17 protein-coding genes, 1 tRNA gene and 1 pseudogene are annotated in these 23,732 nt (G+C 64.9%); 9 read left to right on the forward strand and 10 right to left on the reverse strand.

The window, feature by feature from the left end; translation table 11 throughout:
* Positions 1 to 17: 17 nt before the first annotated feature.
* A complete protein-coding gene (locus GLR48_RS18200; RefSeq protein ID WP_237063543.1) occupies positions 18 to 1,061 on the reverse strand; it encodes an aldo/keto reductase in 1,044 nt (347 codons plus the stop codon).
* Positions 1,062 to 1,163: 102 nt separating this feature from the next.
* Between GLR48_RS18200 and metG the strand changes: the two genes are divergently transcribed.
* Positions 1,164 to 2,876, forward strand: coding sequence for a methionine--tRNA ligase (metG, locus tag GLR48_RS18205; protein WP_237063545.1), 1,713 nt, complete (start codon positions 1,164 to 1,166; stop codon positions 2,874 to 2,876).
* On the opposite strand, the gene GLR48_RS18210 is transcribed toward metG, so the two are convergent.
* The gene (locus GLR48_RS18210) at positions 2,877 to 4,037 is read right to left on the reverse strand and encodes an AI-2E family transporter (protein WP_237063547.1); all 1,161 of its coding nucleotides are present in this window, start codon (positions 4,035 to 4,037) and stop codon (positions 2,877 to 2,879) included.
* A gap of 155 nt (positions 4,038 to 4,192) precedes the next feature.
* On the opposite strand from GLR48_RS18210, the gene GLR48_RS18215 reads away from it, so the two are divergent.
* Positions 4,193 to 4,984 (forward strand): lytic murein transglycosylase, encoded by a 792-nt coding sequence (locus GLR48_RS18215; RefSeq protein WP_237063549.1) that lies wholly within the window; start codon positions 4,193 to 4,195, stop codon positions 4,982 to 4,984.
* 132 nt (positions 4,985 to 5,116) lie between these two features.
* Here GLR48_RS18215 and GLR48_RS18220 read toward each other — a convergent pair.
* From GLR48_RS18220 to GLR48_RS18230, 4 genes and pseudogenes are all read right to left on the reverse strand, one after another.
* A tRNA-Leu gene (locus GLR48_RS18220) sits at positions 5,117 to 5,201 on the reverse strand.
* Positions 5,202 to 5,243: 42 nt separating this feature from the next.
* Positions 5,244 to 5,432, reverse strand: a pseudogene (locus GLR48_RS25975) (hypothetical protein); the annotation flags it as partial.
* Between the two features lie 12 nt (positions 5,433 to 5,444).
* On the reverse strand, positions 5,445 to 5,795 hold the full coding sequence (locus GLR48_RS25980) for a hypothetical protein (protein WP_336886647.1): 351 nt from the start codon (positions 5,793 to 5,795) through the stop codon (positions 5,445 to 5,447).
* A 47-nt stretch (positions 5,796 to 5,842) separates the two neighbouring features.
* Entirely contained in the window at positions 5,843 to 6,328 is a 486-nt protein-coding gene (locus GLR48_RS18230) for an Lrp/AsnC family transcriptional regulator (RefSeq protein ID WP_237063551.1), read from the reverse strand.
* A 103-nt stretch (positions 6,329 to 6,431) separates the two neighbouring features.
* Here GLR48_RS18230 and putA point away from each other — a divergent pair, with 103 nt between their 5' ends.
* Both putA and GLR48_RS18240 read left to right on the forward strand, forming a co-directional pair.
* The gene (gene putA, locus GLR48_RS18235; protein WP_237063553.1) at positions 6,432 to 9,896 is read left to right on the forward strand and encodes a bifunctional proline dehydrogenase/L-glutamate gamma-semialdehyde dehydrogenase PutA; all 3,465 of its coding nucleotides are present in this window, start codon (positions 6,432 to 6,434) and stop codon (positions 9,894 to 9,896) included.
* Positions 9,897 to 9,957: 61 nt separating this feature from the next.
* A complete protein-coding gene (locus GLR48_RS18240) occupies positions 9,958 to 10,701 on the forward strand; it encodes a rhomboid family intramembrane serine protease (protein ID WP_237063555.1) in 744 nt (247 codons plus the stop codon).
* Here the strand turns inward: GLR48_RS18240 and GLR48_RS18245 are convergent.
* On the reverse strand, positions 10,698 to 11,486 hold the full coding sequence (locus GLR48_RS18245; protein WP_237063557.1) for an inositol monophosphatase family protein: 789 nt from the start codon (positions 11,484 to 11,486) through the stop codon (positions 10,698 to 10,700). The genes GLR48_RS18240 and GLR48_RS18245 overlap by 4 nt on opposite strands.
* A gap of 119 nt (positions 11,487 to 11,605) precedes the next feature.
* Here GLR48_RS18245 and GLR48_RS18250 point away from each other — a divergent pair, with 119 nt between their 5' ends.
* Positions 11,606 to 13,552 carry a putative bifunctional diguanylate cyclase/phosphodiesterase gene (locus tag GLR48_RS18250; RefSeq protein ID WP_237063559.1) on the forward strand — a complete coding sequence of 649 codons (1,947 nt, stop codon included), beginning with the start codon at positions 11,606 to 11,608 and terminating at the stop codon, positions 13,550 to 13,552.
* Here GLR48_RS18250 and GLR48_RS18255 read toward each other — a convergent pair.
* Positions 13,549 to 14,454 (reverse strand): LysR family transcriptional regulator, encoded by a 906-nt coding sequence (locus tag GLR48_RS18255; protein ID WP_237063561.1) that lies wholly within the window; start codon positions 14,452 to 14,454, stop codon positions 13,549 to 13,551. The two genes, GLR48_RS18250 and GLR48_RS18255, sit on opposite strands and share 4 nt — an antisense overlap.
* A gap of 97 nt (positions 14,455 to 14,551) precedes the next feature.
* On the opposite strand from GLR48_RS18255, the gene metF reads away from it, so the two are divergent.
* Together metF and GLR48_RS18265 are read left to right on the forward strand one after the other, a co-directional pair.
* Complete coding sequence (gene metF, locus GLR48_RS18260; protein ID WP_237063563.1) at positions 14,552 to 15,418, forward strand: methylenetetrahydrofolate reductase [NAD(P)H]; 867 nt, start codon at positions 14,552 to 14,554, stop codon at positions 15,416 to 15,418.
* A 36-nt stretch (positions 15,419 to 15,454) separates the two neighbouring features.
* Complete coding sequence (locus tag GLR48_RS18265) at positions 15,455 to 15,931, forward strand: PaaI family thioesterase (protein WP_237063565.1); 477 nt, start codon at positions 15,455 to 15,457, stop codon at positions 15,929 to 15,931.
* Here the strand turns inward: GLR48_RS18265 and GLR48_RS18270 are convergent.
* Positions 15,915 to 16,856: a DUF2235 domain-containing protein gene (locus tag GLR48_RS18270; protein ID WP_237063566.1), complete on the reverse strand. Its 942-nt coding sequence runs from the start codon at positions 16,854 to 16,856 to the stop codon at positions 15,915 to 15,917. The genes GLR48_RS18265 and GLR48_RS18270 overlap by 17 nt on opposite strands.
* Positions 16,857 to 16,953: 97 nt before the next feature.
* Positions 16,954 to 19,245: a xanthine dehydrogenase family protein molybdopterin-binding subunit gene (locus tag GLR48_RS18275; RefSeq protein ID WP_237063568.1), complete on the reverse strand. Its 2,292-nt coding sequence runs from the start codon at positions 19,243 to 19,245 to the stop codon at positions 16,954 to 16,956.
* A gap of 132 nt (positions 19,246 to 19,377) precedes the next feature.
* On the opposite strand from GLR48_RS18275, the gene GLR48_RS18280 reads away from it, so the two are divergent.
* Positions 19,378 to 22,440, forward strand: coding sequence for a valine--tRNA ligase (locus tag GLR48_RS18280; protein ID WP_237063570.1), 3,063 nt, complete (start codon positions 19,378 to 19,380; stop codon positions 22,438 to 22,440).
* A 100-nt stretch (positions 22,441 to 22,540) separates the two neighbouring features.
* A complete protein-coding gene (locus GLR48_RS18285; RefSeq protein WP_237063572.1) occupies positions 22,541 to 23,659 on the forward strand; it encodes a pyridoxal phosphate-dependent aminotransferase in 1,119 nt (372 codons plus the stop codon).
* Positions 23,660 to 23,732: the final 73 nt, after the last annotated feature.

Raw genomic sequence — 23,732 nt, forward strand, 5'->3', positions numbered from 1 at the left:
CGGCAGACCTGCGCCGATCAATAGGGCAGCGGGTGCGCCTTGTGGGAGACCTCGATCTCGGCCAGCACGGCGTCGGACAGGGTCACGTCGCGGCCAGCCAATATCTGCTGCAGCTGCTCTGCCGTGGTGGCACCGAAGATCGCGCTGACGGCAAAGGGCCGGGTCGCCTGCCATGCCATCGCCATGTGGACGGGATCAAGGTCGTGGCGCGCGGCGATGTCCAGATAGGCCTGCACGACACCGAAGACGCGGTCCGACTTGCGTCCGCCCAGATCGCCGTTCAGGTCCATCCGGCTCCCCTTTGGCACGGCACCGTTCTGGTATTTGCCGGTCAGCAGGCCCGCGGCGAGGGGCGAGAAGGACAGCAGCGTGACGTCCTCGTGCACCATCGTCTCGGCCAGGTCGGTGTCCATGATCCGGCACAGCAGCGAGTATTCGTTCTGGATCGTGGCCATCCGCGGCAGGCCGTGTTCATCCGCCAGATCGCACCATTTCGTCGTGCCCCAAGCGGTTTCGTTCGACAGGCCCACGGCGCGGATCTTGCCGGCCTTGACCGCCCGGTCGAGTCCCGAGAGCACATCGTGCATGTGATCCAGCACCTGCGCGCGATTTTGGCCAGAGGGGTCGTAGGACCAGTTCTTGCGGAACGCCCAGGTGCCGCGGTGAGGCCAGTGCAGCTGGTAAAGGTCGATCATGTCGGTCTTCAGCCGGCGCAACGAGTCGTCGATGGCCGCTTCGACCGTGGCACCGGTATAGCCTGTGCCGTCGCGCACGATGTTGTCGTTCGGACCCGAAGCCTTGGTCGCCAGCACCCAGTCGTTGCGGCGGCCCGATTTTTCGAACCAGTTGCCCAGAAATTCCTCTGACCGGCCGGCGGTTTCGCGGGTCACGGGGTTCACGGGATACATCTCGGCGCAGTCCATGAAGGTCAGGCCCGCATCCAGCGCCATGTCGATCTGCCGGTGGGCGTCGTCCTGCGGGGTCTGGTTGCCGAAGGTCATGGTGCCAAGGCACCAGTCGGTGACGGTGATGTCGGTGCGGCCGAGAGTCAGGTTTTTCATGTCGTGTCCTTTGATGTCGCGCACGTCCTAACCCGCCCGCACGACATTGGCAAAGGCCTGCCCTCTCGCTAGAAGGGCAGCCAAGCAACAGAAAGTCACGCCATGGCCCGCCACCTGATCACCTCCGCCATTCCCTACATCAACGGGATCAAGCATCTGGGCAATCTGGTGGGCAGCCAGCTGCCGGCCGACCTGTATGCCCGCTACCTGCGGGGGCGCGGGCACGACGTGCTGTTCCTGTGCGCCACCGACGAACACGGCACGCCGGCAGAGCTGGCGGCGGCCAAGGCGGGCAAGCCGGTGGCCGACTACTGTGCCGAGATGCACGATGTGCAGGCCACGATTGCACAGGGATTCGGGCTGTCGTTCGACCACTTCGGGCGGTCGTCCTCGCCCCAGAACCGCAAGCTGACGCAATACTTCGCCGGGCGGCTGAACGATCAGGGGCTGATCCGCGAGGTCACCGAAGAACAGGTCTATTCCGTCACCGACGGGCGGTTCCTGCCCGACCGCTATATCGAAGGCACCTGCCCCAACTGCGGGTTCGAGTCCGCGCGCGGCGACCAGTGCGACAATTGCACCAAGCAGCTGGACCCGACCGATCTGATCAACCCCCACTCCACCATTTCGGGTGCCACGGACCTGGAGGTGCGGACGACCAAGCACCTCTATCTGGAGCAGTCGAAGCTGAAGGGGAAACTGGCCGACTGGATCGACTCCAAGGGCGACTGGCCGATCCTGACGACCTCCATCGCGAAGAAATGGCTGAACGACGGCGACGGGTTGCAGGACCGTGGCATCACCCGCGACCTTGACTGGGGCGTGCCGGTGCAGAACGGCGACCAGCCCTGGCCGGGGATGGAAGGCAAGGTTTTCTACGTCTGGTTCGACGCACCCATCGAATACATCGCCTGCGCGCAGGAATGGGTCGATGCGGGCAAGGGTCAGGACTGGGAGGGCTGGTGGCGCACGGACAAGGGCGCTGACGACGTCCGCTATACCCAGTTCATGGGCAAGGACAACGTGCCCTTCCACACCCTGTCCTTCCCCGTCACCATCATGGGCGCCGACGACAACTGGAAGCTGGTCGACTACATCAAGTCGTTCAACTACCTCAATTACGATGGCGGCCAGTTCAGCACGTCACGCGGGCGCGGCGTCTTCATGGATCAGGCGCTGGAGATTCTGCCGTCGGACTACTGGCGCTGGTGGCTTCTAAGCCATGCCCCCGAAACCTCTGACGCGGAGTTCACGTGGGAGGCCTTTGCGCAGGACGTGAACAAGGACCTCGCCGACGTGCTGGGCAACTTCGTCAGCCGGATCACCAAGTTCTGTCGCGCGAAATTCGGTGACGCGGTGCCGGACGGTGGGACCGAAGGCGAGGCCGAGGCCGCGCTGACCGCAGAGCTGACCCGTCGCCTGACGGCTTACGAATCCCACATGGACGCGATCGAGGTCCGCAAGGCCGCCGCCGAGTTGCGCGCCATCTGGGTCGCGGGCAACGAATACCTGCAGGCGACCGCGCCCTGGACCACCTTCAAGACCGATCCGGCACAGGCGGCCTGTCAGGTTCGGATGGGCCTGAACCTGATCCGCCTTTACGCGATCCTGTCGGCGCCCTTCATCCCCGACGCCGCCCGCACGATGCTGGACGCGGTGAAGGTGGACGATACCACATGGCCAGACGATATCGCGGCGGCCTTGCACGCCCTGCCCGCCGGTCATGGCTTCGACGTGCCGGAAAACCTGTTCCGCAAGATCACCGAGGCCGAGCGTGACGACTGGGCGGCACGCTTCGCCGGCGTCAGGACCTGATCACGCGGCACGAACCCCGGTATTGACCAGAAGATCGTCGATATCGTCGTTGTCGGACAGCATCAGGGCAAAGGTCCGGGTGGCGGGAATATGGGCGCAGATGACCAGCATCACGATGGTCATCGGCGTCGCCAAGAGCGTCCCGGTAATGCCCCAGATCCAGCCCCAGAGCAGCAGACCGACCAGCACGATCACCGGTGACACCGAGACCTGACGCCCCTGCACGTAGGGGTCCACGACGTTGCCGAGGATCTGCTCCAGTACGAAGAGGCCAAGGGCGATGATCGCGACCGTCCCCGGATCACGGGTAACCATTGCATAGAGCACCGGCAGGCTGCCCGCGACGATGGACCCGATCGTCGGGATGAAGTTCAGCAGCACCGCCAGCAGCATCCAGACTAGCAGCAGGTCCACGTCGAACCACCACAACCATGCGCCGTAAAACACCGCCGTCACCAACCCCAGCGCCCCCCGCGTCACGATGAAGATGCGTAGCTTGTGGGCGATCTGGAGCAGGGCGCTTTCGACCTCTTCCTCGGTCGATTCGGTCAGCCGTCCGACCAGCAGGCGCTGCCAGCGGCCCCGCTCTGCCAGCATCAGCGCCATCAGAAGCACCACCAGAATGACGCCGGAAATCAGCGTGCCGGTACTGGCCGCCACCAGCTTGGCCACGCCGGCCATCATGCCGACCGCCTGTCCCCCGATCAGACCCGCAAGGCGTGACAGCGGTATCCCGAGCACAGTTGTCGTTTGACCATGCGCGTCATCGCGGGCGGCGGCGGTCTGTTCCAGTGCCTCACCGGCAGAGGCTGCCGCCGCGCCGGAATCCTCTCCGGTGGCGGCCTGCTGCACCGCGGCGACAACACCCTCGGGCAAATTGTCGAACACGCGGGACGCCTGCATCGCGGCCAGTCCGATCCCCGCGGCAAAGATCGCAAGCACGGCCAGCACGGCCAGCACCGACGCCACCTGCCCCAGCCAGCCGAGTTTCTGCGGCACCCGTTTGCGGACCCCGCGATCCAGCGGCGCCGCAATCAAGGCGACGAAGAATGCAAGGACCACCGGGACCAGAACCGCCGACAGCACATGCAGCGCGCCCCCGGTCAGGATCAACGCGATCAATCCCAGAAAGATCGTCCAGATCCGTGTCGTGTCTGTCATCGTCTGTCCTTGTCATGGTCTGGGGGCGAACCACCCGAAAAGCGGTGATGTTCCGCAATTCTGGCAGCTGTCTGCCGCTTCCGGCAGGGGCGTTATTGGATAACGGCGCGATCATGCTAATATCTCTCTCAACATTGTCCCATTGGAAAATACCCATGCGCCGTTACGCACTTCTCGCCACCCTCCTTCTGTCAACGACCGCGGCAGCCGCGGCCACCTGCGGCAACGACGCCAGCGGTTTCAACGCCTGGAAGCAGCAGTTCGCCCAAGAGGCTTCGGCCCAAGGGGTAGGCCAACGCGGTCTGGATGCCCTGGCCGGCACGCAATATGCAACCCGCACGATCAGTGCCGACCGCAACCAGAAGTCCTTCAAGTACAGCCTCGACGACTTCCTGCGCATCCGCGGTGCCGACACCATCGTCGCACAGGGCCGCAAGAAGATCGCCAACAATCCGAACTTCTTTTCCGGCCTCGAACAGCGCTACGGCGTTCCCGCCTCGGTCGTCGTGGCGATCTGGGGGATGGAAACGGGCTTTGGCAACTTCATGGGCGACAGCAACGTGCTGAGCGCGATCTCGACGCTGGCCTACGACTGCCGCCGGACCGACTTCTTCACGCCCCACGCCATGGCCGCCCTGCAGCTTGTGGACCGCGGCAGCCTGTCGTCAGGCACCGTCGGCGCCATGCACGGCGAGGTCGGGCACACGCAGTTCCTGCCCGGAAACGTGGAACGCTTTGGCGTGGACGCCGACAACAACGGCGTCGTGGACCTGACCAACCAGTCCGACGCCCTCGCCTCGACCGCGAACTTCCTGCGCCAGAAAGGCTGGCAGCCAGGCGCGGGCTTTCAGGAGGGGCAGCCGAACTTTGCCGTCATCCAGCAGTGGAACGCTGCCGGCGTCTATCAGAAAGCCATCGCGCAGATGGCCGGGCGCATCGACGGCTGACCGCTGACGCCAGTTCAGCAAAAGGGCGTGGCCATAACAGCCGCGCCCTTATGGTGTCGTGTATCCAGTCATGGCAGATGACCTTTTTATCGTTCGGGCCGCCTGACCGATCACATACATGCAAATGTCGGGTGGTGCCCCCGGCCGGACTCGAACCGGCACGGGCAAAGCCCAAGAGATTTTAAGTCTCCGATGTCTACCATTCCACCACGGGGGCACGGGCCCTTTCGTAGCGGTGCCGTGCCGCAGGAGCAAGAGATCAGAGGTCGGTGCCCGCAGGTTCCTGCAGCAGGCTGCGTTCCTTCAGCCACGGGTTCAGCGCCAACGCCTCGCGCAGCACAGCCTGCGCCTCTTCCGTCCGGCCCAGACCCATCAGCGTCAGCGCCTTACCCGACATCGCCGCGATATGGGTGGGCGTAATCTCCAGCGTCTTGTCCAGATCATAAAGGGCGGCGTCGTATTACTGCCGCAGAAAGCTGGCAAAGGCGCGCTGGTTGTAGCCTTCCGCGTAATCCGGGCAGTATTCGACCAGTGTGTCGAAGGTGTCGCGGGCACCAAGGAAATCGTAGCCTTCGCGCTTGGCCACGCCCTCGTCCAGCAGCGCCTGCGCCTTGGCATCCGGCGCGTCAGTCCACAGCCGCCACAGCTGGTCGGCAAGCGGTCGCGCCTGCAGGTCGTCCGCGGCCTTCTGCAGCTGCGCGATGATCTCGGCCTCTTCGGCCGCATGATCGGGGGCCCCGGGGCAAATGCCGTCGGCGTCCTGCGCAAATGCAGGGGTAGCCAGCAGGGTCATGGCAAAGAACAGTTTCATGGACCTCATTTTCGACCTCGCCTCCCTTGGGTCAAGTCACGCTTGCGTCACCCGACGGGCGGCACGGGCGCCACGCCTTCTTCTTTCACCGCCTGCATCGCGACATAGGTCGACGTGCCAGCCACGTGTGGCAGGGTCGAAATGAAGTCGGCCAGCACCTGCCGGTAATCGGTCATGCCCTGGGTGCGGACCTTCAGCAGATAATCGAAGGACCCTGCGATCATGTGGCATTGCTCGATCTGCGGCACTTCCAGCACCGCGCGATTGAAGGCGGTCAGCGCGACCTCTCGCGTGTCGGTCAGGCGCACCTCGACAAAGGCGACGTGGTCGCGGCCCAGCAGGATCGGATCGAACAGGGCGCGGTAGCCGCGGATCACGCCGTCCGCTTCCAGCTTGCGCAGGCGGGCCTGAGTGGGCGATTTGGACAGGCCGATCCGGTCGGCCAGTGCGGTCACGCTGATGCGGCCATCGACGGCCAGCACGTCGAGAATCTTCGCGTCGAACGAATCCAGCGCGACAGTCGTTTCGACCATGGACAACCCCGAAATGCGGACCGATCTGCCCGATAGGTTCACATTACAAGGCAGATCGTCTTTTCACAAGTTGTTAGAATGGGACAACCCGAAGGAGTTTTCCATGCCCCGCGACACCCATGACGACCGCCGCGCCAAGATCGATGCCGCCATGTATGCCGATGAAATGTCGGTTGTCACGGCGCTGGCTGCTGACGCCAATCTGTCCGATGCGGACCGCGCCCGGGTCGGGGCCGCCGGCGCCGATCTGGTGCGCCGCATCCGGGCCAGTTCCGAACCCGGCCTGATGGAGGTCTTTCTAGCCGAATACGGCCTGTCCACCGACGAAGGCATCGCGCTGATGTGTCTGGCCGAGGCGCTGCTGCGGGTGCCCGACGCCGATACCATCGACGCGCTGATCGAGGACAAGATCGCGCCGTCGGATTGGGGCAAGCACCTGGGCCAGTCGGCCTCGAGCCTCGTCAATGCCTCGACCTGGGCCCTGATGCTGACGGGTCGCGTGCTGGACGACAGCAAGCCCGGCATCACGCGCCACCTGAAGGGCGCGGTCAAGCGGTTGGGAGAGCCTGTGATCCGCACCGCCGTCGGCCGCGCCATGCGCGAAATGGGCCGTCAGTTCGTGTTGGGCGAAACCATCGAGAAAGCCATGAAGCGCGCCGAAGGCATGCAGGAAAAGGGCTTTACCTATTCCTACGACATGCTGGGCGAAGCGGCGCGCACGGACAAGGACGCGCGCAATTATCAGTTGGCCTATTCCCGCGCGATCAGCGCCATCGCGGCCCATTGTGTGCATGATTCCGTGGCCGAGAACCCCGGCATTTCGGTCAAGCTGTCGGCCCTGCACCCGCGGTACGAGATCGCGCAGGAAGACCGCGTAATGGCCGAACTGGTACCGCGCGTAACGGCCCTTGCGATCCTCGCCAAGGCCGCCGGCATGGGCTTCAACATCGACGCAGAGGAGGCCGACCGGCTGGCCCTGTCGCTCGACGTGATCGAGGCGGTGCTGGCGGAACCGGCGCTTGCGGGCTGGGACGGCTTCGGCATCGTGGTGCAGGCCTACGGCCTGCGGGCGGGCATGGTCATCGACCACCTGCACGATCTGGCAGAGCGGCTGGACCGCAAGATCATGGTGCGTCTGGTCAAGGGCGCCTACTGGGACGCGGAAATCAAGCGCGCGCAGGTCATGGGCATGGACGGCTTTCCCGTCTTCACCGCCAAGGCGCATACGGACGTCAGCTACATCGCCAATGCCAAGAAGCTGCTAAGCCTGACAGACCGCATCTATCCGCAATTCGCCACGCACAATGCCCATACGGTAGCCGCGATCCTCGATCTGGCGCGGCAGCTGAACCGCAGTCCGGCGGATTACGAATTCCAGCGCCTGCACGGCATGGGCGAGACGCTGCACACCCTCGTCATCAACGACCAGCATACCCGCTGCCGCATCTATGCCCCCGTCGGCGCCCACGAGGATTTGCTCGCCTACCTCGTTCGCCGTCTGCTGGAAAACGGCGCAAACTCCAGCTTCGTGAACCAGATCGTGGACGAGGATGTCGCCCCCGAGGTGGTCGCCGCCGATCCGTTCACGCAGATCGGCACCCGCCCGACGATCCGCAGCGGTCCGGCCCTGTTCGGGGATCGCGTGAACTCCAAGGGGTTTGATCTGACGCATCCGCCGACGCTGGACACCATCGCAGACGGCCGCAGGCCGCATCACGACACGGTCTGGGACGTGGCACCGCGGGTGGCAGGTATTGATGCAGTCGCCGGTGACGCCGATGACCGGATGAACCCGGCCCGCCCCTCAGATGTCGTGGGTCACATCACGTCGGCAAATCCGTCGGCCGTCGCCGCGGCTTTCGACGCAGCGACCCCGTGGGACGCCGACGCAGACGTACGCGCCAAGGCGCTGACAGATGCCGCCGACGCCTTTGAATCCAACGCGGGCGAAATCTTTGCCATCCTCGCGCGCGAAGGTGGCAAGGGCTTGCCCGACGCCGTGGCAGAGCTGCGCGAGGCGGTGGATTTCCTGCGCTACTACGCAGCACAGGCGCGGCAGATGCCGGATGCGGCCCCGCGCGGCATCTGGACCTGCATCAGCCCTTGGAATTTCCCTCTGGCAATCTTTACCGGCCAGATCGCCGCAGCACTGGCCGCTGGCAACGCCGTGCTGGCCAAACCGGCAGAGCAGACGCCGATCATCGCCGACCTTGCCGTACGGCTGCTGCATGCGGCCGGCGTCCCGACGACCGCACTGCAATGTCTGCCCGGCGGCGGCGAGGTGGGTGCTGCCCTGACGGCAGATGCGCGCGTGAACGGTGTCGCCTTCACCGGATCGACCGCCACGGCGCGCAAGATCGCCGCCAGCATGGCCGAGCACTGCGCCCCCGGCACCCCCCTGATCGCGGAAACCGGCGGGTTGAACGCGATGATCGTCGACAGCACCGCACTGCCGGAACATGCGGTCCGCGACATCGTGAACGGCGCCTTCCGGTCCGCAGGCCAGCGCTGCTCTGCCCTGCGGTGCCTCTTCGTGCAGGACGACATCGGCGACAAGCTGATCGAGATGCTGAAAGGCGCGATGAACACGCTGACACTCGGGGATCCGTGGTCCTTGTCCACCGACATCGGCCCGGTGATCGACGCAGCCGCCCGTGACGGGATCAACACCCACATCGCACAGGCTGCAGCCGAGGGGCGCGTCGTGCATCAGTTGCCGGTGCCACCCTTGGGTCACTTCGTGTCGCCCACGATCATCGCACTCGACGGCATCGACCAGTTGGAAAAGGAAATCTTCGGCCCTGTCCTGCATGTCGTCCGTTACAAGTCCCGCGATCTGGACAAGGTGATCAAGGCGATCAACGGCACCGGCTACGGCCTGACCTTCGGTCTTCACACCCGCATCGACGACCGGGTCGAGATGATGGTGAACCGCATCCATTGCGGCAACATTTACGTCAACCGCGACCAGATCGGTGCCGTGGTCGGCAGCCAGCCCTTTGGTGGCGAGGGCTTGTCCGGCACCGGCCCCAAGGCGGGCGGGCCGCAATACCTGCCCCGCTTCGCCGCCCCGGCAGAGGCGCATGCCACCCCGGCCAGCTGGTCGGGTCAGGACACGCCCGCGCGTCTGGAAAAGGTCATCAAGGGCGCGCAAATGCCCGCAAGTACCGCCCCCCGCGACATGCCGGGGCCGACCGGCGAATCCAACCGCCTGAGCCTGCATCCGCGCGGTCCTGTCCTGTGCCTTGGCCCCGGCCCTGCCGCAGCCACAGCGCAGGCGCGAGAGGTTGAATTGCTGGGCGGTCTGCCGATCATCGCGCAGGGTGCTGTCGCGGCAGCCACGCTGACCACGCTGTCGCCCCTCGCCACCGTCATCTGGTGGGGCGACGAGGCACAGGGCCGCGCCTATGCCAAGGCCCTGACAGAGCGTGACGGCCCCATCGTCGGCCTTGTCACCGCGATGCCCGATACGGCCCACGTCATGCACGAACGCCACGTCTGCATCGACACGACGGCTGCGGGCGGCAATGCGGCCCTGCTGGCCGAAGTCGCCGGCATGACCTCCTGACCCGAAGGGGGCGCCCGTGGCGCCCCCTTGACCCCTGCCCCGGTCGTCGCACCTATGGGGCATGTTCCCGGTCCGCGATCACAACCCGTCTGACAGCACGCCTTTCGTGACCTACGGGCTGCTAGTGGCGAATATCGGCATCTGGCTGTGGTCCGTCACGGCGATCACCGACAATGCCGCGCTGAACTGGTTCTACTATTCCTACGCCCTGATCCCCGCCCGACTGGCGGGCGGCGAAGGTTACACCGGTCTGCTGACGTCCATGTTCCTGCACGCAGGCCTTTGGCACCTGGCGGGCAACATGCTGTTTCTGTTCATCTTCGGCGACAACATGGAGGATCGGATGGGCCACGGCCCCTTTGCCACCTTCTACGTCGCCTGCGGCATTGCCGCAGGGCTGGCGCAGGTCGCGATCGACCCGACATCTGCCGTGCCGACAGTGGGGGCGTCCGGCGCAATCGCCGGCGTGATGGGAGGCTACCTGCTGCTGTTTCCGCGCGCGCGGGTCGACATCATCCTGATTCTGATCGTCTTCTTCAAGATCTTTCCGGTCCCGGCGTGGTTGCTGCTGGGACTGTGGTTCGCGATGCAGGCCTTCGGCGGTCTTGGCCCGCAGGCGGACGGCGGCGTCGCCTACTGGGCGCATATCGGGGGCTTTGTCGCGGGGATGATCCTGACCGTGCCGCTGTGGCAGCGGCTGGGCGGCACATCCTTCTGGCGCGTCACCTACGGCAAGCCGCCGCATCCGCCGGCGACCTACATCGACGGCAACAGCCGCATCCCGACCGTCCGGCGCAGGCGCTAGTCCTTGCGGACGACCTTGGCGAAGGTCGCGAAGATGTCATTGTTGGCGCAGACCACGGACCCGTCAACCATCGGATCGCCGTCCTTGGTCATCGATTCCACGATGGCACCGGCTTCCTTGGCGATAACCAGTCCAGCCGCCATGTCCCAGATCTTCAGCTTGCGCTCCCAGAACCCGTCAAAGCGACCGGCCGCCACATAGGCAAGGTCCAGCGACGCCGCCCCAAAACGGCGCACACCGGCACAGGCTGGCAGCAGCCGCGCCAGATCCTGCAGGCTTTCCGGCAGGTCGCTGCGGCCCGCGAAGGGCAGTCCGGTGGCAAAGACGCTCTCGATCAGCTTGTAACGGGCGGACACGCGGATGCGCTTTTCGTTCACGAAGGCGCCGCCGCCCTTTTCGGCATAGAACATCTCGTCCTTGACAGGGTCGTAGATCACACCGGCGACGGCCTGACCCTTGTGTTCCAGCGCAATGGAGACGGCCCAGTGCGGCAGGCCATGAAGAAAGTTCGTGGTGCCGTCCAGCGGGTCGACGATCCAGCGGCGGGTGGGGTCCTCGCCGGCGATTTCGGCCCCCTCCTCGCCCAGAAAGCCATAGCTGGGGCGAGCGTGCATCAGTTCGTTGCGGATGGTCTCTTCGGCCTGCCGGTCGGCACGGCTGACGAAATCGCCGGGGCCCTTGGTGCTGACCTGCAGCTGCTCGACCTCGCCGAAGTCCTTGAGCAGGCCGCGACCGACCTTGCGGGCCGTCTTCATCATCACGTTGAGGTTCGCACTGCCAGCCATCGGGGCCTCCGTCCATGGATCAAGGGCGGCGTATAGGACGGGCGGGCGGGTCGCACAAGGGATAGGACGCGGACCGTGTTAAGGGAATCTTCGCGACATCGCACGATACACGGTTAGACATGGCAACAGAGAGTGCAATGCTGGACCAGTTGAGGGAACGTTTCATCTTTGAAACCCGGCTGACAATCCACATTGTCCGCCGCGACCGATTGCGCCGCGTCAGCCTTGTGCCGCTGGTCAGCGGGATCATGGTCATGACCGGCAACAACCGCGCGGCCGCGACGATGGCGCTGGTCGTGACGCTGTGCGAACTCGCTGCCTGGCTGGCGGGCGCCGGTCAGCGGATCGACGGGCCCCCACCGGGACGGATGCGATGCCTTACAGTCTGGTCCGTTTCGGTCGTGACGACCATGTTGTACATGATGGTGGCCACGCTTTTTGCATCCGGCGGCACGACGGCCATGCTGATCTGTGCGTGTATCTGGATGTTCGGGACGCTCGTCCACATCTCGAACTCATTCGTCGCCGTGCCGATCTATAACTGGAGCATGCTGATTCCGTCCTATCTGGTGGTGATCGCCATCGTGTACGAGATCTTCTTGCAGCCGGTCGCCATGTCCAGCCCGCTGGAGGGGTATATCCTCGCCGGCCTGCTGTTGGTCTATTTCGCCAACACCGTGCAAACGACCCAGAACCACAAGGACACGCTCTCGGCCTACGAAAACATGCGCGAACTGGCCAACCGGCGGCTGGTGGAACTGGAGGACCTGTCCATGCGCGATGTGCTGACCGGGCTGCCGAACCGGCTGGCCTTCGATCAGATCGCGCGGGAATTCTTGGGCAAGACCACGGCGCAGAAGGACGTGACCGGTGCGATGTTCCTGATCGATCTGGACGGTTTCAAGCCGATCAACGACAGCTACAGCCATGCCGCGGGCGACGCGCTGTTGAAGGAAGTTGCGCGCAGGCTCAGCGTCGATCTGACCGGGTCCAGCATCGTGGCGCGACTGGGAGGCGATGAATTCGCCATCGCCTGGCCGGGACCCCTGACGCAGATCGACATGGCCCGCATTGCCGAGGATATTCTGACGCTGGTCCGCAAGCCCGTCGCGTTCGAGCGGCGCAATCTGCAGGTTGCCGCCAGCATCGGCATCGCCCCCGCCCGCAGCGCCGCGACCGTCGACCAATTGCTGATCGAGGCGGATCAGGCGCTTTATCAGGCCAAATTGGGGCTTGAATCGTCATTCGTCATCTTCGATCCCGTCATCTTTCCCCGCAGGTTGACGCTGGACGACCGCGCCCGCATGAAACTCGTCCTCGACCGGGGCGAGATCAAGCCATTCTACCAGCCCCAAATCGACGTCGAGAGTGGCCACATTGCGGGGCTGGAGGCGCTGGCCCGGTGGGAAATGCCGACCGGAGAGATCCGATCACCGGGCACCTTTCTGCCCGCGATCAACGAATTGGGGCTTCAAGCCGATTTTCAGCAACATATGTTACAGGCGATCCTTTCGGACATGCGGCGGATGAAGGCCGCCAACGTCCTGCCGGATCAGGTGTCGATCAATCTGGCAGAGGTGACGCTGGCCACGACGTCCGGTCGCGAGGCCCTGCTGGCCGTTGTAGCGCAGCACCCCGACCTGCGGCCGCATCTGATGTTCGAGGTGACCGAGGACATCTTCATCGCCCGCTCGGGCCGCATGATCCAGGACTCGATCTCGCTGCTGCGGCTGGCGGGTGCGCGGATTTCACTGGATGATTTCGGGACCGGCTTTGCCTCTTTTCAGCATCTGCAGGAACTAGAGTTCGACGAGTTGAAGCTGGACACCGGGTTCGTGCGCAAGCTGGGTCAGGATCACGCGACCGATGTGCTGGTCAAATCTTTCCTCGACATGGGCCGCGGACTGGATGTCGTGATCGTGGCAGAGGGGGTCGAGACGGCGATGCAACTCGAGATTCTGCGCGGTATGGGATGCCGGGTCGTGCAGGGCTACTTCTATGCGCCGGCGCTGCCCTACGACCAGATCCTGCGCATGCTGCGGATCGGTTGCGCGACGGCGGCCTAGGCGCGCTGCAGCTTGACCGCCTCTTGCCGGGCCAGACGGACGACGTGGCTGAGATAGGGAAGACCGGCATCGGCGGTCCGTGTGGCGGCATACAGACGCTTGGTGATACCGCCCGCGGTCAGCGGTCGCGTCACGTAGTCCGAGTTGTAGCGCACCTGACGCACCACCCAGTCCGGCAGAACCGCCACGCCACGGTTCGATGCGACAAGCAGCAGGATCATGGCCGTCAATTCGACCTGCCGGACAGCGGCGGGTTCGACCTTGGCCGGCGTCAGCAACTCGCTGAACACGTCCAGACGGTGTCGCTCGACGGGATAGGTGATCAGCGTCTGTCCGCGGAAATCCTCGGCCTCGATCACCGTTTTCTGTGCCAGCGGATGGTCTGCTGCCGCCACGAACACGGGTTCGTAATCAAAGATCGGCGTGAATTCCACGCCCTCCAGCGTTTCTGGATCAGAGGATACGACAAGGTCCACCTCCTCGCGGCGCAGGGCCGGCAGCGCATCGAAGGCAAGGCCGGGGCGAATGTCGACGTCCACTTCTGGCCAGGCCTTGCGGAAGGATTCAAGCACCGGCATCAGCCATTCGAAACAGGCGTGACATTCGATGGCGATATGCAGCCGACCGGCCTTGCCCGCGATCAACCCGTCGAATTCAGCCTCCAGCGCCGCGACCTGCGGCAGGATCGATTCGGCAGCTGCCAGCAGTTTCATGCCCGCCGCCGACAGTTTGAGAGGCTTCGTGCGCCGCACGAACAACTCCACCCCGGCCTGATCCTCGATCCCCTTGATCTGGTGCGACAGCGCGGACTGCGTGATCCCCAGCACGTCCGCCGCGTTGGACAAACCGCCCGTATCGTGGATCGCCTTGATCGTGCGCAGGTGACGGAACTCGATATGCATATCGCGGTTGCCCTCATAATCATCGTGAGCGTTATGAATTTGCTTCATATGCCCGGCGATGCCACATATGACAAGACCGCAGAACAGGACCGAACCCATGACCCGCCCCAAGATTTCCTTCGAATTCTTCCCGCCGAAAAACCTCGAAGGGTCATTTCGTCTTTGGGACTGCGTGAACACACTGGCGCCGCTGGCACCCGAATTTGTGTCCGTGACCTACGGCGCTGGCGGCACCACCCGCAAGCTGACGCACGAGGCGGTCACCGCCATCGACAAGACCACCGGCCTGCGCGTCGCAGCACACCTGACCTGCGTTGACGCCACCCGGGCCGAAACACTTGCGATTGCAGAGGAATATGCCGCGGCCGGCATCACCGACATCGTCGCCCTGCGTGGCGATGCCCCCAAGGGATCCGAAAAATTCACCGCCCACGCTGACGGCTTCGCCTCGTCGGTCGAGCTGATCGAGGCGCTGGCCGACACTGGCAAGTTCACTTTGCGGGTCGGCGCCTACCCTGAAAAGCATCCCGAAGCTGCGAACCAGGATGCTGATGTTGCCTGGCTGAAGCGCAAGATCGACGCCGGTGCAAGTGCCGCGATCACGCAGTTCTTTTTCGAGGCGGACACCTTCTTTCGCTTTCGCGACAAATGCGTGAAGGCCGGCATCACCGCGCCGATCATCCCCGGCATCCTGCCCGTGGAAAACTGGAAAGGCGCGTCGCGCTTTGCCGCGGCGACCGGTACAAGCATTCCCGCCGTGATCGCGCAAGCTTTCACGCATGCGACCGCCACCGGCAACGCCGATCTGCTGGCGACGGCGCTGGCCACGGAATTGTGTGACGAGCTGCTGCAAGGCGGCGTGGATCACCTGCACTTCTACACGCTCAACAAGCCGCAGCTGACCCATGACGTCTGCCGCGCCTTGGGAATCGCACCGGGCGCACGCTTGCAAAACGTCGCCTGACCCGGCAGCCTGCGGCAAATTCTGCCGGAGCTGCCCATGCCATTCGCCACCTCACCCGCCGACCTGCCTGACCGCGACACCATCCTGTCGCTGTCGGGTCTTGAATTCATGCAGGCTGTGCTGCGCGGCGATCTGCCGGGCGCGCCGATCGCGCAAGGCATGAATTTCACGCTGGACAGCGTGGCGCAGGGCCAATGCGTCTTTTCCGGCACGCCCGAATTTGCCCACGCCAACCCCGTGGGCGGCGTGCATGGCGGCTGGTACGGCACGGTGCTGGACAGCTGCATGGCCTGCGCAGTGATGACGACAGTGCCGAAAGGCGCGGTCTATACGACGCTGGAATACAAGATCAATATCGTCCGGGCGATCCCGCTGGGGACGACTGTGACAGCAACCGGCACTGTCGATCACGCAGGCCGGTCGACGGGCGTGGCGAGCGGCCGGATCGAAGGCGCCGATGGCACCCTTTACGCGACCGGATCGACCACCTGCCTGATCATGCGGATTGCCTGACGCGCGAGGCGGGTTCCGCCGTACCGTCCGGCAAGGTCACACTGTCATGCAACCTCTCTGACGGATCACAGAGGATCCGCCGCATCCCGCGAAACCAGAACAGCCGCGCCCAGCCGCGCCATTGGCCCAGCGCCGGCGCCGTCACGTCGCAGGGATAGCGGTCGCGCCAGTCCGGCGGCAGCGGCACACCACGGGCCGCGATCCGGTCCAGCATCCAGACCAGCGGGATATTGGCCAACGGCCGGGCAGCTGGATAAGCGCCGACCTGCCCGCCCACGTCACCGTGGCTGCCGCGGAACCAGACCTGTTCCACCGTCGCGCGCACACTGCTGGCCGTGTCCCACATCACCGGCCGGTAGTGATGCCGCCTTTCGTCCAGCGCAAGCGCGTGGAAGCCGTGTCGCACATGATCACCAAGGCGCTGATCGTGAAAGCCTGTCCTGTCGGTCCGGGCAAAGGGTCGCTTCCAGCCCAGCGCCTTGACCGTGTCCCAGACCGCCACGGCCTCGATCTCGACCCGGTCGTGGCACATCAGGCGCTGAAATGCCCGCGCGCTGTCAGAGGTGCCGCCCGCCTGATAGTGGCGAAAGGCCGTGCGCACGGCGCTGACCGTCGCATGATCGTGGTGCAGCAAACCGACCCGCCCGACCATGCCCGCCAGCGAACGTACCGCAAAAGCGCCCCGGGAATAGCCCATCAGGATGATGGTATCGCCGGCGCGGTAACGCGAGGCGAGCACCCCGTAGGCGCGGCGGATCTGCTGGTCCAGCCCGCGCCCGGTCATCACGTCCCATGTGTGCCGCCAGTCCGGCCACTGGATGCCGGCCTCGTAATAGACCGTCAGGTTGGCGCGCCGGCCCGCCTCCCTCAGCAGCTTGAAGGTGCGGCCGGCGTTCGTCGCATGGCCATCGCGCAATGACGACATGGTGCCATCAAGGATGATGACATGCGTGGCAGGACCGCGCCCGCGCGGTGCGCCGCTTTTCTGGCGCGGCGTGCGGCCGAAAAGGCCGAGGAGCCAGTTATGCGGCTTCAGTCCGCGCCTCCTTCAGCCAGCCCCAGACCCGGTGCGGGGTAAAGGGCATCTCGACCCGGCGCACACCCTCGTCCCACAGGGCGTCCAGCACGGCGTTCGCCACGGCGGCGAGCGCGCCGACTGTCCCGGCCTCGCCGCAGCCCTTCATTCCCATCGGGTTATAAAGCGACGGCGTTCCGCGCGTGGAAAAGTCGATCATCGGCACGTCGGCAGCCCGCGGCATGCCGTAGTCCATGAAGCTTGCGGTCAGAAGCTGCCCATCCTCGTCGAAGACGACCCGTTCGGCCAGCGCCTGCCCGAGCCCCTGCACGACGCCTCCGTGCACCTGACCTTCGACCAGCATCGGGTTGATCAGGTTGCCGAAATCGTCGACGACCGTGTAGCGGTCGACGACGGTCTGGCCGGTCTCGGGGTCGATTTCGACCTCGACCACATGGGCGCCGTTGGGAAAGCTGCGGTTATCCAGCGTGATCCGCTGGCTGTGACGCAGCAGGTCTTCGCGTCCGTCGGCGCGCGCCATGGCCGCCACATCCAGCATCGTCGGCGTCAGGTTGGACCCGTTGATGCGGAACCGCTCGTCATCAAAGCTGACGTCCGCGCCGCCCTCCTTCTCGGCCAGATAGGCCGAGAAGCTTGCGATCATCGCCTCGACCGTAGCAAGCGTCGCGGTGTTCTGCACCGTGACGGACCGAGAGCCGCCGGTGCCACCGCCCTGCGGGATGCGGTCGCTGTCGCCCTGGACGACCGTGATCCGGTTGGCGGGGATGCCGGTCTGATCCGACAGGAACTGGGCATAGACCGTTTCATGGCCCTGCCCGTTCGACTGGGTGCCGACGTAGATCAAGGCGTTCCCATCCTCCGTGAATTCCACCGCTGCGGTTTCAGAAGGATCGCCCAGAATGCTTTCGATATAGTAACACAGCCCCTGCCCGCGCAATTTACCCTGTCTGGCTGAGGCCGCCTTACGCGCGGCAAAACCGCCCGTGTCCGCAGAGGTCTGCGCGGTATCCAGCAGATCTGAAAACTCGCCGACGTCATAGGTGACGCCTGTCGGCGTGGTATAGGGGAACTGGTCGGGCCGGATGAAGTTGCGCTTGCGCAGGTCCCAACCGCTGATCCCCAACTGCCGCGCCGCCTCGTCCATCGACCGTTCGAGCACAAAGATCGCCTCTGGCCGACCCGCCCCGCGATAGGCGTCGACCGGTGTCGTATTGGTATAGACGCCGCGCGTCCGCATGTAGGCATGGGGCACCGCATAGGTCCCGGTCAGCACCTTCGAAAACAGGTTCGTCTGGATGCCCTGCGCGAACTGGCTGTTGTAGGCCCCCATGTTTGCCACGGTATCGAGGCTGTAGGCCGTCATGCGGTAGTCCGCATCGAAGGCCAGCGTCGCCGTCGTCACCAGATCGCGCCCCGCGTTGTCGGTCAGCATCGCCTCGGTCCGCTCGCTCATCCACCGCACCGGACGGCCAAGGCTGCGGGCCGCATGGGCCACGACGAAGGGTTCGGGATAGCGCATGCCCTTCATGCCGAACCCGCCGCCGACGTCGGGCGTGGTCACATGAACATCGTCCGCGTCCAGCTTGAAATGCTTGACGAGATCCGCCTTCGGCCCCCAGACGCCCTGACCGTTGACCGCAACGTGCAGACGGCCATTCGCGACTTCTGCATAGCAGCCGCGCGGCTCCATCGCGTTGCAGATGACACGGTTGTCCGTCACCGCGACGGTGACGACATGCACCGCCGCCTTGATCGCCGCAGCGACGCCATCCGCATCGCCGAGGCCAAAATCAAAAGCCACGTTGTCCGGCGCCGTCGGGTGCAGGGCCTCGCCACCGGGAGCGGAGTCCATATGGGCCGGCAGATCGTCGATCTCTGCCATGACCATCTCGGCCGCGTCGCGGGCCTGATCCAGCGTTTCGGCCACGACGCAGGCAATCGGTTCACCCACATGCCGCACGCGGCCGCGTGCAAGGATGCTCCGCTCGGTATAGGCGCCGTCGCTGCCGTCCCGGTTCTTGACGCGAGAGCCTTCCATCTCCAGCACCATGCCGGCGTCCGCCAGATCCTGCGCCGTGATGACCGCATGTACGCCGGGCATCCCGCGTGCATCGTCCGCATCGATCCCCGTCAGCGTGCCATGTCCGACCTGCGACCGCACGAAAACCGCAAACAGCGCGCCGTCTGGCGCAATATCATCGACATAGCGCCCCTGCCCGGTCAGGAACCGCTGATCCTCGACCCGTGTGACCGGCTGACTTTTCCCGAACTTTTCCATGATGCGCGACCTCTTGCATTGCGGTGCAGACCCTAAACGGGATCAAGCCGTTGTCCAGCCCCGGCCATTGGGCCTTTTCGCCACGCCCCCCATTGGGTAAACCCTGCGCAAACGGACAGAAGGACGCATCCCATGGCTCTCGACAAGACATTCGACCCCGCCGCCCGCGAAGCCGCACTTTATGCCGCGTGGGAACAGGCCGGTGCGTTCAAGGCGGGCGCGGGCAAACGCCGGGATGAGACGTTCACCATCATGCTGCCGCCCCCCAACGTGACCGGCGCGCTGCACGTCGGCCACGCCTTCAACCACACGCTTATGGACATTTTGACGCGGTGGAAACGGATGCAGGGGTTCGACACGCTCTGGCAGCCGGGTCTGGACCACGCGGGCATCGCCACGCAGCTTGTGGTGGAAAAGCAGCTTGCCGCAGCCCAGCAACCCGGTCGCGCCGATCTGGGCCGTCAGGCCTTCATTGCGAAGATCTGGGAGTGGAAGGCCCAATCCGGCGGCACGATCGAGGATCAGGCCAAGCGTCTGGGCGATTCAATGGACTGGTCGCGATCCGCCTTCACCATGTCTGGCGCTGAATCCGCGCCCGAGACCGAGAAGCCCGGCAACTTCCACGACGCCGTCCTCAAGGTCTTCGTCGAGATGTACAACAAGGGCCTGATCTACCGCGGCAAGCGCCTCGTGAACTGGGACCCGCATTTCGAAACCGCGATTTCCGACCTCGAGGTCGAGAACATCGAGGTCGACGGCCGCATGTGGCACTTCAAATACCCCCTCGCGGGCGGTGAGACCTATACCTACGTCGAAAAGGACGAGGATGGCACCGTCGTGTTCGAGGAAGAGCGCGACTACATCTCCATCGCCACGACGCGACCCGAAACCATGCTGGGCGACGGCGCCGTCGCCGTCCACCCGGACGACACCCGCTATGCCGCCATCATCGGCAAGCTCTGCGAGATTCCCGTCGGCCCCAAGGAAAGCCGCCGCCTGATCCCGATCATCACCGACGAATATCCCGACATGAATTTTGGCTCCGGCGCGGTGAAGATCACCGGCGCCCATGACTTCAACGACTATCAGGTCGCCAAGCGCGGCGGCATCCCGATGTATAGCCTGATGGACACCAAGGGACGCATGCGCGCCGACGGCAAACCCTACGCCGCCGAAGCCGCGACCGCGCAGCGCATCGCGAACGGTGAGGAGGATTTCGACGAGGCCAAAATCGCCGCGATGAACCTCGTCCCTGACGCATACCGCGGCCTCGACCGGTTCGAGGCCCGCAACCGCGTGATCGCGGACGTCACCGCCGAGGGCCTTGCCGTCATGGTCCCCGCCACCGATCCCCGTCTGGGCCAGCCGGCGAAGCTGACGGCCCCCGAGGAAGGCGGCGAAAACCGCCTCGACCAACTGGCCCCGCTGGTCGAGCCCAAGAAGATCATGCAGCCCTTCGGCGACCGCTCGAACGTCGTGATCGAGCCGATGCTGACCGACCAGTGGTTCGTCGACACCGCCCAGATCGTCGGCCCCGCGCTGGACGCCGTCCGCGACGGCCGCACGAAGATCATCCCCGAGAGCGGCGAAAAGGTCTATTACCACTGGCTAGAAAACATCGAGCCGTGGTGCATCTCGCGCCAGCTGTGGTGGGGGCACCAGATTCCGGTTTGGTATGGGCCGCCAAAAGAAGAGATCGCTGCCTACCCTGATTTGGTCAGTGGTGAAAAAGTCCCCTTTTGTGCATCAACCTTTGACGAAGCCGCAGAAATGGCACGCAAATATTATGGCGTTTCCAATATCGCAGAATTCGAAGCATTTGAAGGTCAGCTTACTGGTTTCGGCACTGCCGGAGGCAAGCTCAATAGCATTGATTTAGGACGCGACCCCGACGTCCTCGACACTTGGTTCTCCTCCGGCCTCTGGCCCTTCGGTACCCTCGGCTGGCCCGAGGACACGCCGGAACTGAACAGATACTTCCCCGGCGATGTCCTCATCACCGGGCAGGACATCCTGTTCTTCTGGGTCGCGCGGATGATGATGATGTCGCTGGCCGTGATGGACGACGTGCCGTTCCACACCGTCTACCTGCACCAGCTTGTCCGCGATGCGAAGGGCGAGAAGATGTCCAAGACGCGCGGCAACGTCATCGACCCGCTTGCGATGATCGACCTCTACGGCGCCGACGCCCTGCGGTTCAACAACGCGGCCATGGCGGCGATCGGCGGCGTGCTCAAGATCAACGAGGACCGCATCAAGGGCTATCGCAACTTCGGCACGAAGCTGTGGAACGCCACGCGGTTCGCAGAGATGAACGACGTCTTCACCGCCCCCCGCGCGGACGGCGTGCCGCAGGCGACCCAGACCGTGAACCAGTGGATCATCGGCGAGGTCGCCAAGGTCCGCGAAGAGGTCGACGCCGCCCTGACCGCCTACCGCTTCAACGACGCGGCGGGCGCGCTCTATGCCTTTGTCTGGGGCAAGGTCTGCGACTGGTACGTCGAATTCTCCAAACCCCTGCTGCTGGACGGGGCAGACGCGGAAAAGACGGAAACCCAACAGGTAATGCGCTGGGTTCTCGAACAAAGCATGACCCTGCTGCACCCCTTCATGCCCTTCATCACCGAGGAGCTCTGGTCCCTCACCGGCACCCGCACCCAGATGCTGGCCCTGACGCCGTGGCCCGAAGACCTGACCGCCGATCTGGTCAACCCGCAGGCACAGGCCGAAATGGACTGGACGATCCAGCTGATCGACGGCGTCCGCTCCGCCCGCGCCCAGATGAACGTCCCCGCCGGCCTGAAGATCGACGTGCTGCGCATCGACGCGGACGCCGAGGCCCAACGGGCCGAGGCGAACAACCTGCCGATGATCCAGCGCCTCGCCCGGATCGAGACCATCGACGCCGCCAGCGAAGTCCCGAAAGGCTCGCTCACCGTCGCGGTAAAAGGCGCCACCTACGCCCTGCCTCTGGCGGGCCTGATCGACGTGGACGCTGAAAAGGACCGCCTGACAAAGGGCCTCGCCAAACTGGAAAAGGAAATCAAGGGCCTCGCGGGTCGCGCCAACAACCCCAATTTCGCCGCCTCCGCGCCGCCAGAGGTCGTGGCCGAGACCAAACAGAACCTCGCCGACCGCGAAGCCGAAGCCGACCAGTTGAAAACCGCCCTCGCCCGCCTGTCAGAGATCGGCTGATCCGCCTTCAGCTGACCCGATAAATGCCTGCCGGAGGCTCCGACCTCTGCCTCCGGTTCCCCGCCTCGCTTTTTTCCAAATACTCCCGCCGGAGGCTCCCGTGGCCAACCCAACCGACCCCCGTCTAACCCCTCTCGCGCAATCCCTGCCCGCCACGGTCCCCTTCGTCGGACCAGAGGCGCAGGAACGCGCGCGGGGCAAGCCCTTCATCGCGCGCCTCGGTGCCAACGAATCCGGCTTCGGGCCGTCCCCGACGGCCATCGCCGCCATGCAGGCCGCAGCCCAGACGGTCTGGCAATATGCCGATCCCGAGGCGCACGACCTGCGCCAGGCCCTTGCCGCGCACCACGGCATCGACGCGGCGCACATCATGGTGGGCGAAGGGATCGACACGCTGCTCGGCAACCTCGTTCGCCTGCTGATTGCCCCCGGCGACACAGTCGTGACCAGTGCCGGCGCCTACCCGACGTTCAACTATCACGTCACAGGCTTTGGCGGGGTGCTTCACAGCGTGCCCTACGCTGGCAATTTCGAGGATCCGGAGCGTCTGACCGCGAAGGCCCGCGAGGTTGGTGCCAAACTGATCTACATCGCCAATCCTGACAATCCGATGGGCAGTCACCACGACGCCGCCACCCTGCAGCGCATGATCAGCCACATCCCCGACGGATGCCTGCTGATCCTCGACGAGGCCTACATCGACCTCGCCCCCGACGGCACCGCACCCTACGTCGCCCCCCACGACGACCGCGTGATCCGGATGCGCACCTTTTCCAAGGCCTACGGTCTGGCGGGGGCACGGGTCGGCTACGCGATCGGGCCGCAGCCGCTGATCGCGGCCTTCGACCGGGTCCGCAACCACTTCGGCATGGCGCGGCTCAGCCAGATCGCGGCGCTGGCGGCGCTGCAGGATCAGGACTGGCTGGCCCATGTCCAGACGCAGGTTGCGGTCGCCCGCGACCGCTTGGCGGCCGTCGCACTCGACAACGGGCTGACGCCCCTGCCCAGTGCGACGAACTTCGTCACGATGGATTGTGGTCAGGACGGCGCCTTTGCCCGGCGCGTCGTCAAGACCTTGGGAGATGCCGGTATCTTCGTACGCATGCCCTTTGTCGCCCCCCACGACCGCTGCATCCGCGTCAGCTGCGGACCAGAGGCGGATATCATGGCCTTTGCCGCCGCCCTGCCGACAGCACTGGCCAACGCGCGCACGGGCTGACGCGCGACGCGGCGCCCCCTTGCTGTCCGGCCGCGGCCCTCTATGTCCGGACTGCAAACCTAATGGAGATCAG

The organism is Loktanella sp. M215, from assembly GCF_021735925.1.
Lineage (GTDB): Bacteria > Pseudomonadota > Alphaproteobacteria > Rhodobacterales > Rhodobacteraceae > Loktanella.

Coding starts and splice junctions, on each gene's coding strand:
- GLR48_RS18250 (WP_237063559.1), top strand. CDS start 11,606: ATGGCAACAGAGAGTGCAATGCTGGACCAGTTGAGGGAACGTTTCATC.
- metF (WP_237063563.1), top strand. CDS start 14,552: ATGACCCGCCCCAAGATTTCCTTCGAATTCTTCCCGCCGAAAAACCTC.
- GLR48_RS18265 (WP_237063565.1), top strand. CDS start 15,455: ATGCCATTCGCCACCTCACCCGCCGACCTGCCTGACCGCGACACCATC.
- GLR48_RS18240 (WP_237063555.1), top strand. CDS start 9,958: ATGTTCCCGGTCCGCGATCACAACCCGTCTGACAGCACGCCTTTCGTG.
- GLR48_RS25980 (WP_336886647.1), bottom strand. CDS start 5,795: ATGAAACTGTTCTTTGCCATGACCCTGCTGGCTACCCCTGCATTTGCG.
- GLR48_RS18255 (WP_237063561.1), bottom strand. CDS start 14,454: ATGCATATCGAGTTCCGTCACCTGCGCACGATCAAGGCGATCCACGAT.
- GLR48_RS18275 (WP_237063568.1), bottom strand. CDS start 19,245: ATGGAAAAGTTCGGGAAAAGTCAGCCGGTCACACGGGTCGAGGATCAG.
- GLR48_RS18210 (WP_237063547.1), bottom strand. CDS start 4,037: ATGACAGACACGACACGGATCTGGACGATCTTTCTGGGATTGATCGCG.
- putA (WP_237063553.1), top strand. CDS start 6,432: ATGCCCCGCGACACCCATGACGACCGCCGCGCCAAGATCGATGCCGCC.
- GLR48_RS18230 (WP_237063551.1), bottom strand. CDS start 6,328: ATGGTCGAAACGACTGTCGCGCTGGATTCGTTCGACGCGAAGATTCTC.
- GLR48_RS18280 (WP_237063570.1), top strand. CDS start 19,378: ATGGCTCTCGACAAGACATTCGACCCCGCCGCCCGCGAAGCCGCACTT.
- GLR48_RS18270 (WP_237063566.1), bottom strand. CDS start 16,856: ATGTCGTCATTGCGCGATGGCCATGCGACGAACGCCGGCCGCACCTTC.
- metG (WP_237063545.1), top strand. CDS start 1,164: ATGGCCCGCCACCTGATCACCTCCGCCATTCCCTACATCAACGGGATC.
- GLR48_RS18200 (WP_237063543.1), bottom strand. CDS start 1,061: ATGAAAAACCTGACTCTCGGCCGCACCGACATCACCGTCACCGACTGG.
- GLR48_RS18245 (WP_237063557.1), bottom strand. CDS start 11,486: ATGGCTGGCAGTGCGAACCTCAACGTGATGATGAAGACGGCCCGCAAG.
- GLR48_RS18215 (WP_237063549.1), top strand. CDS start 4,193: ATGCGCCGTTACGCACTTCTCGCCACCCTCCTTCTGTCAACGACCGCG.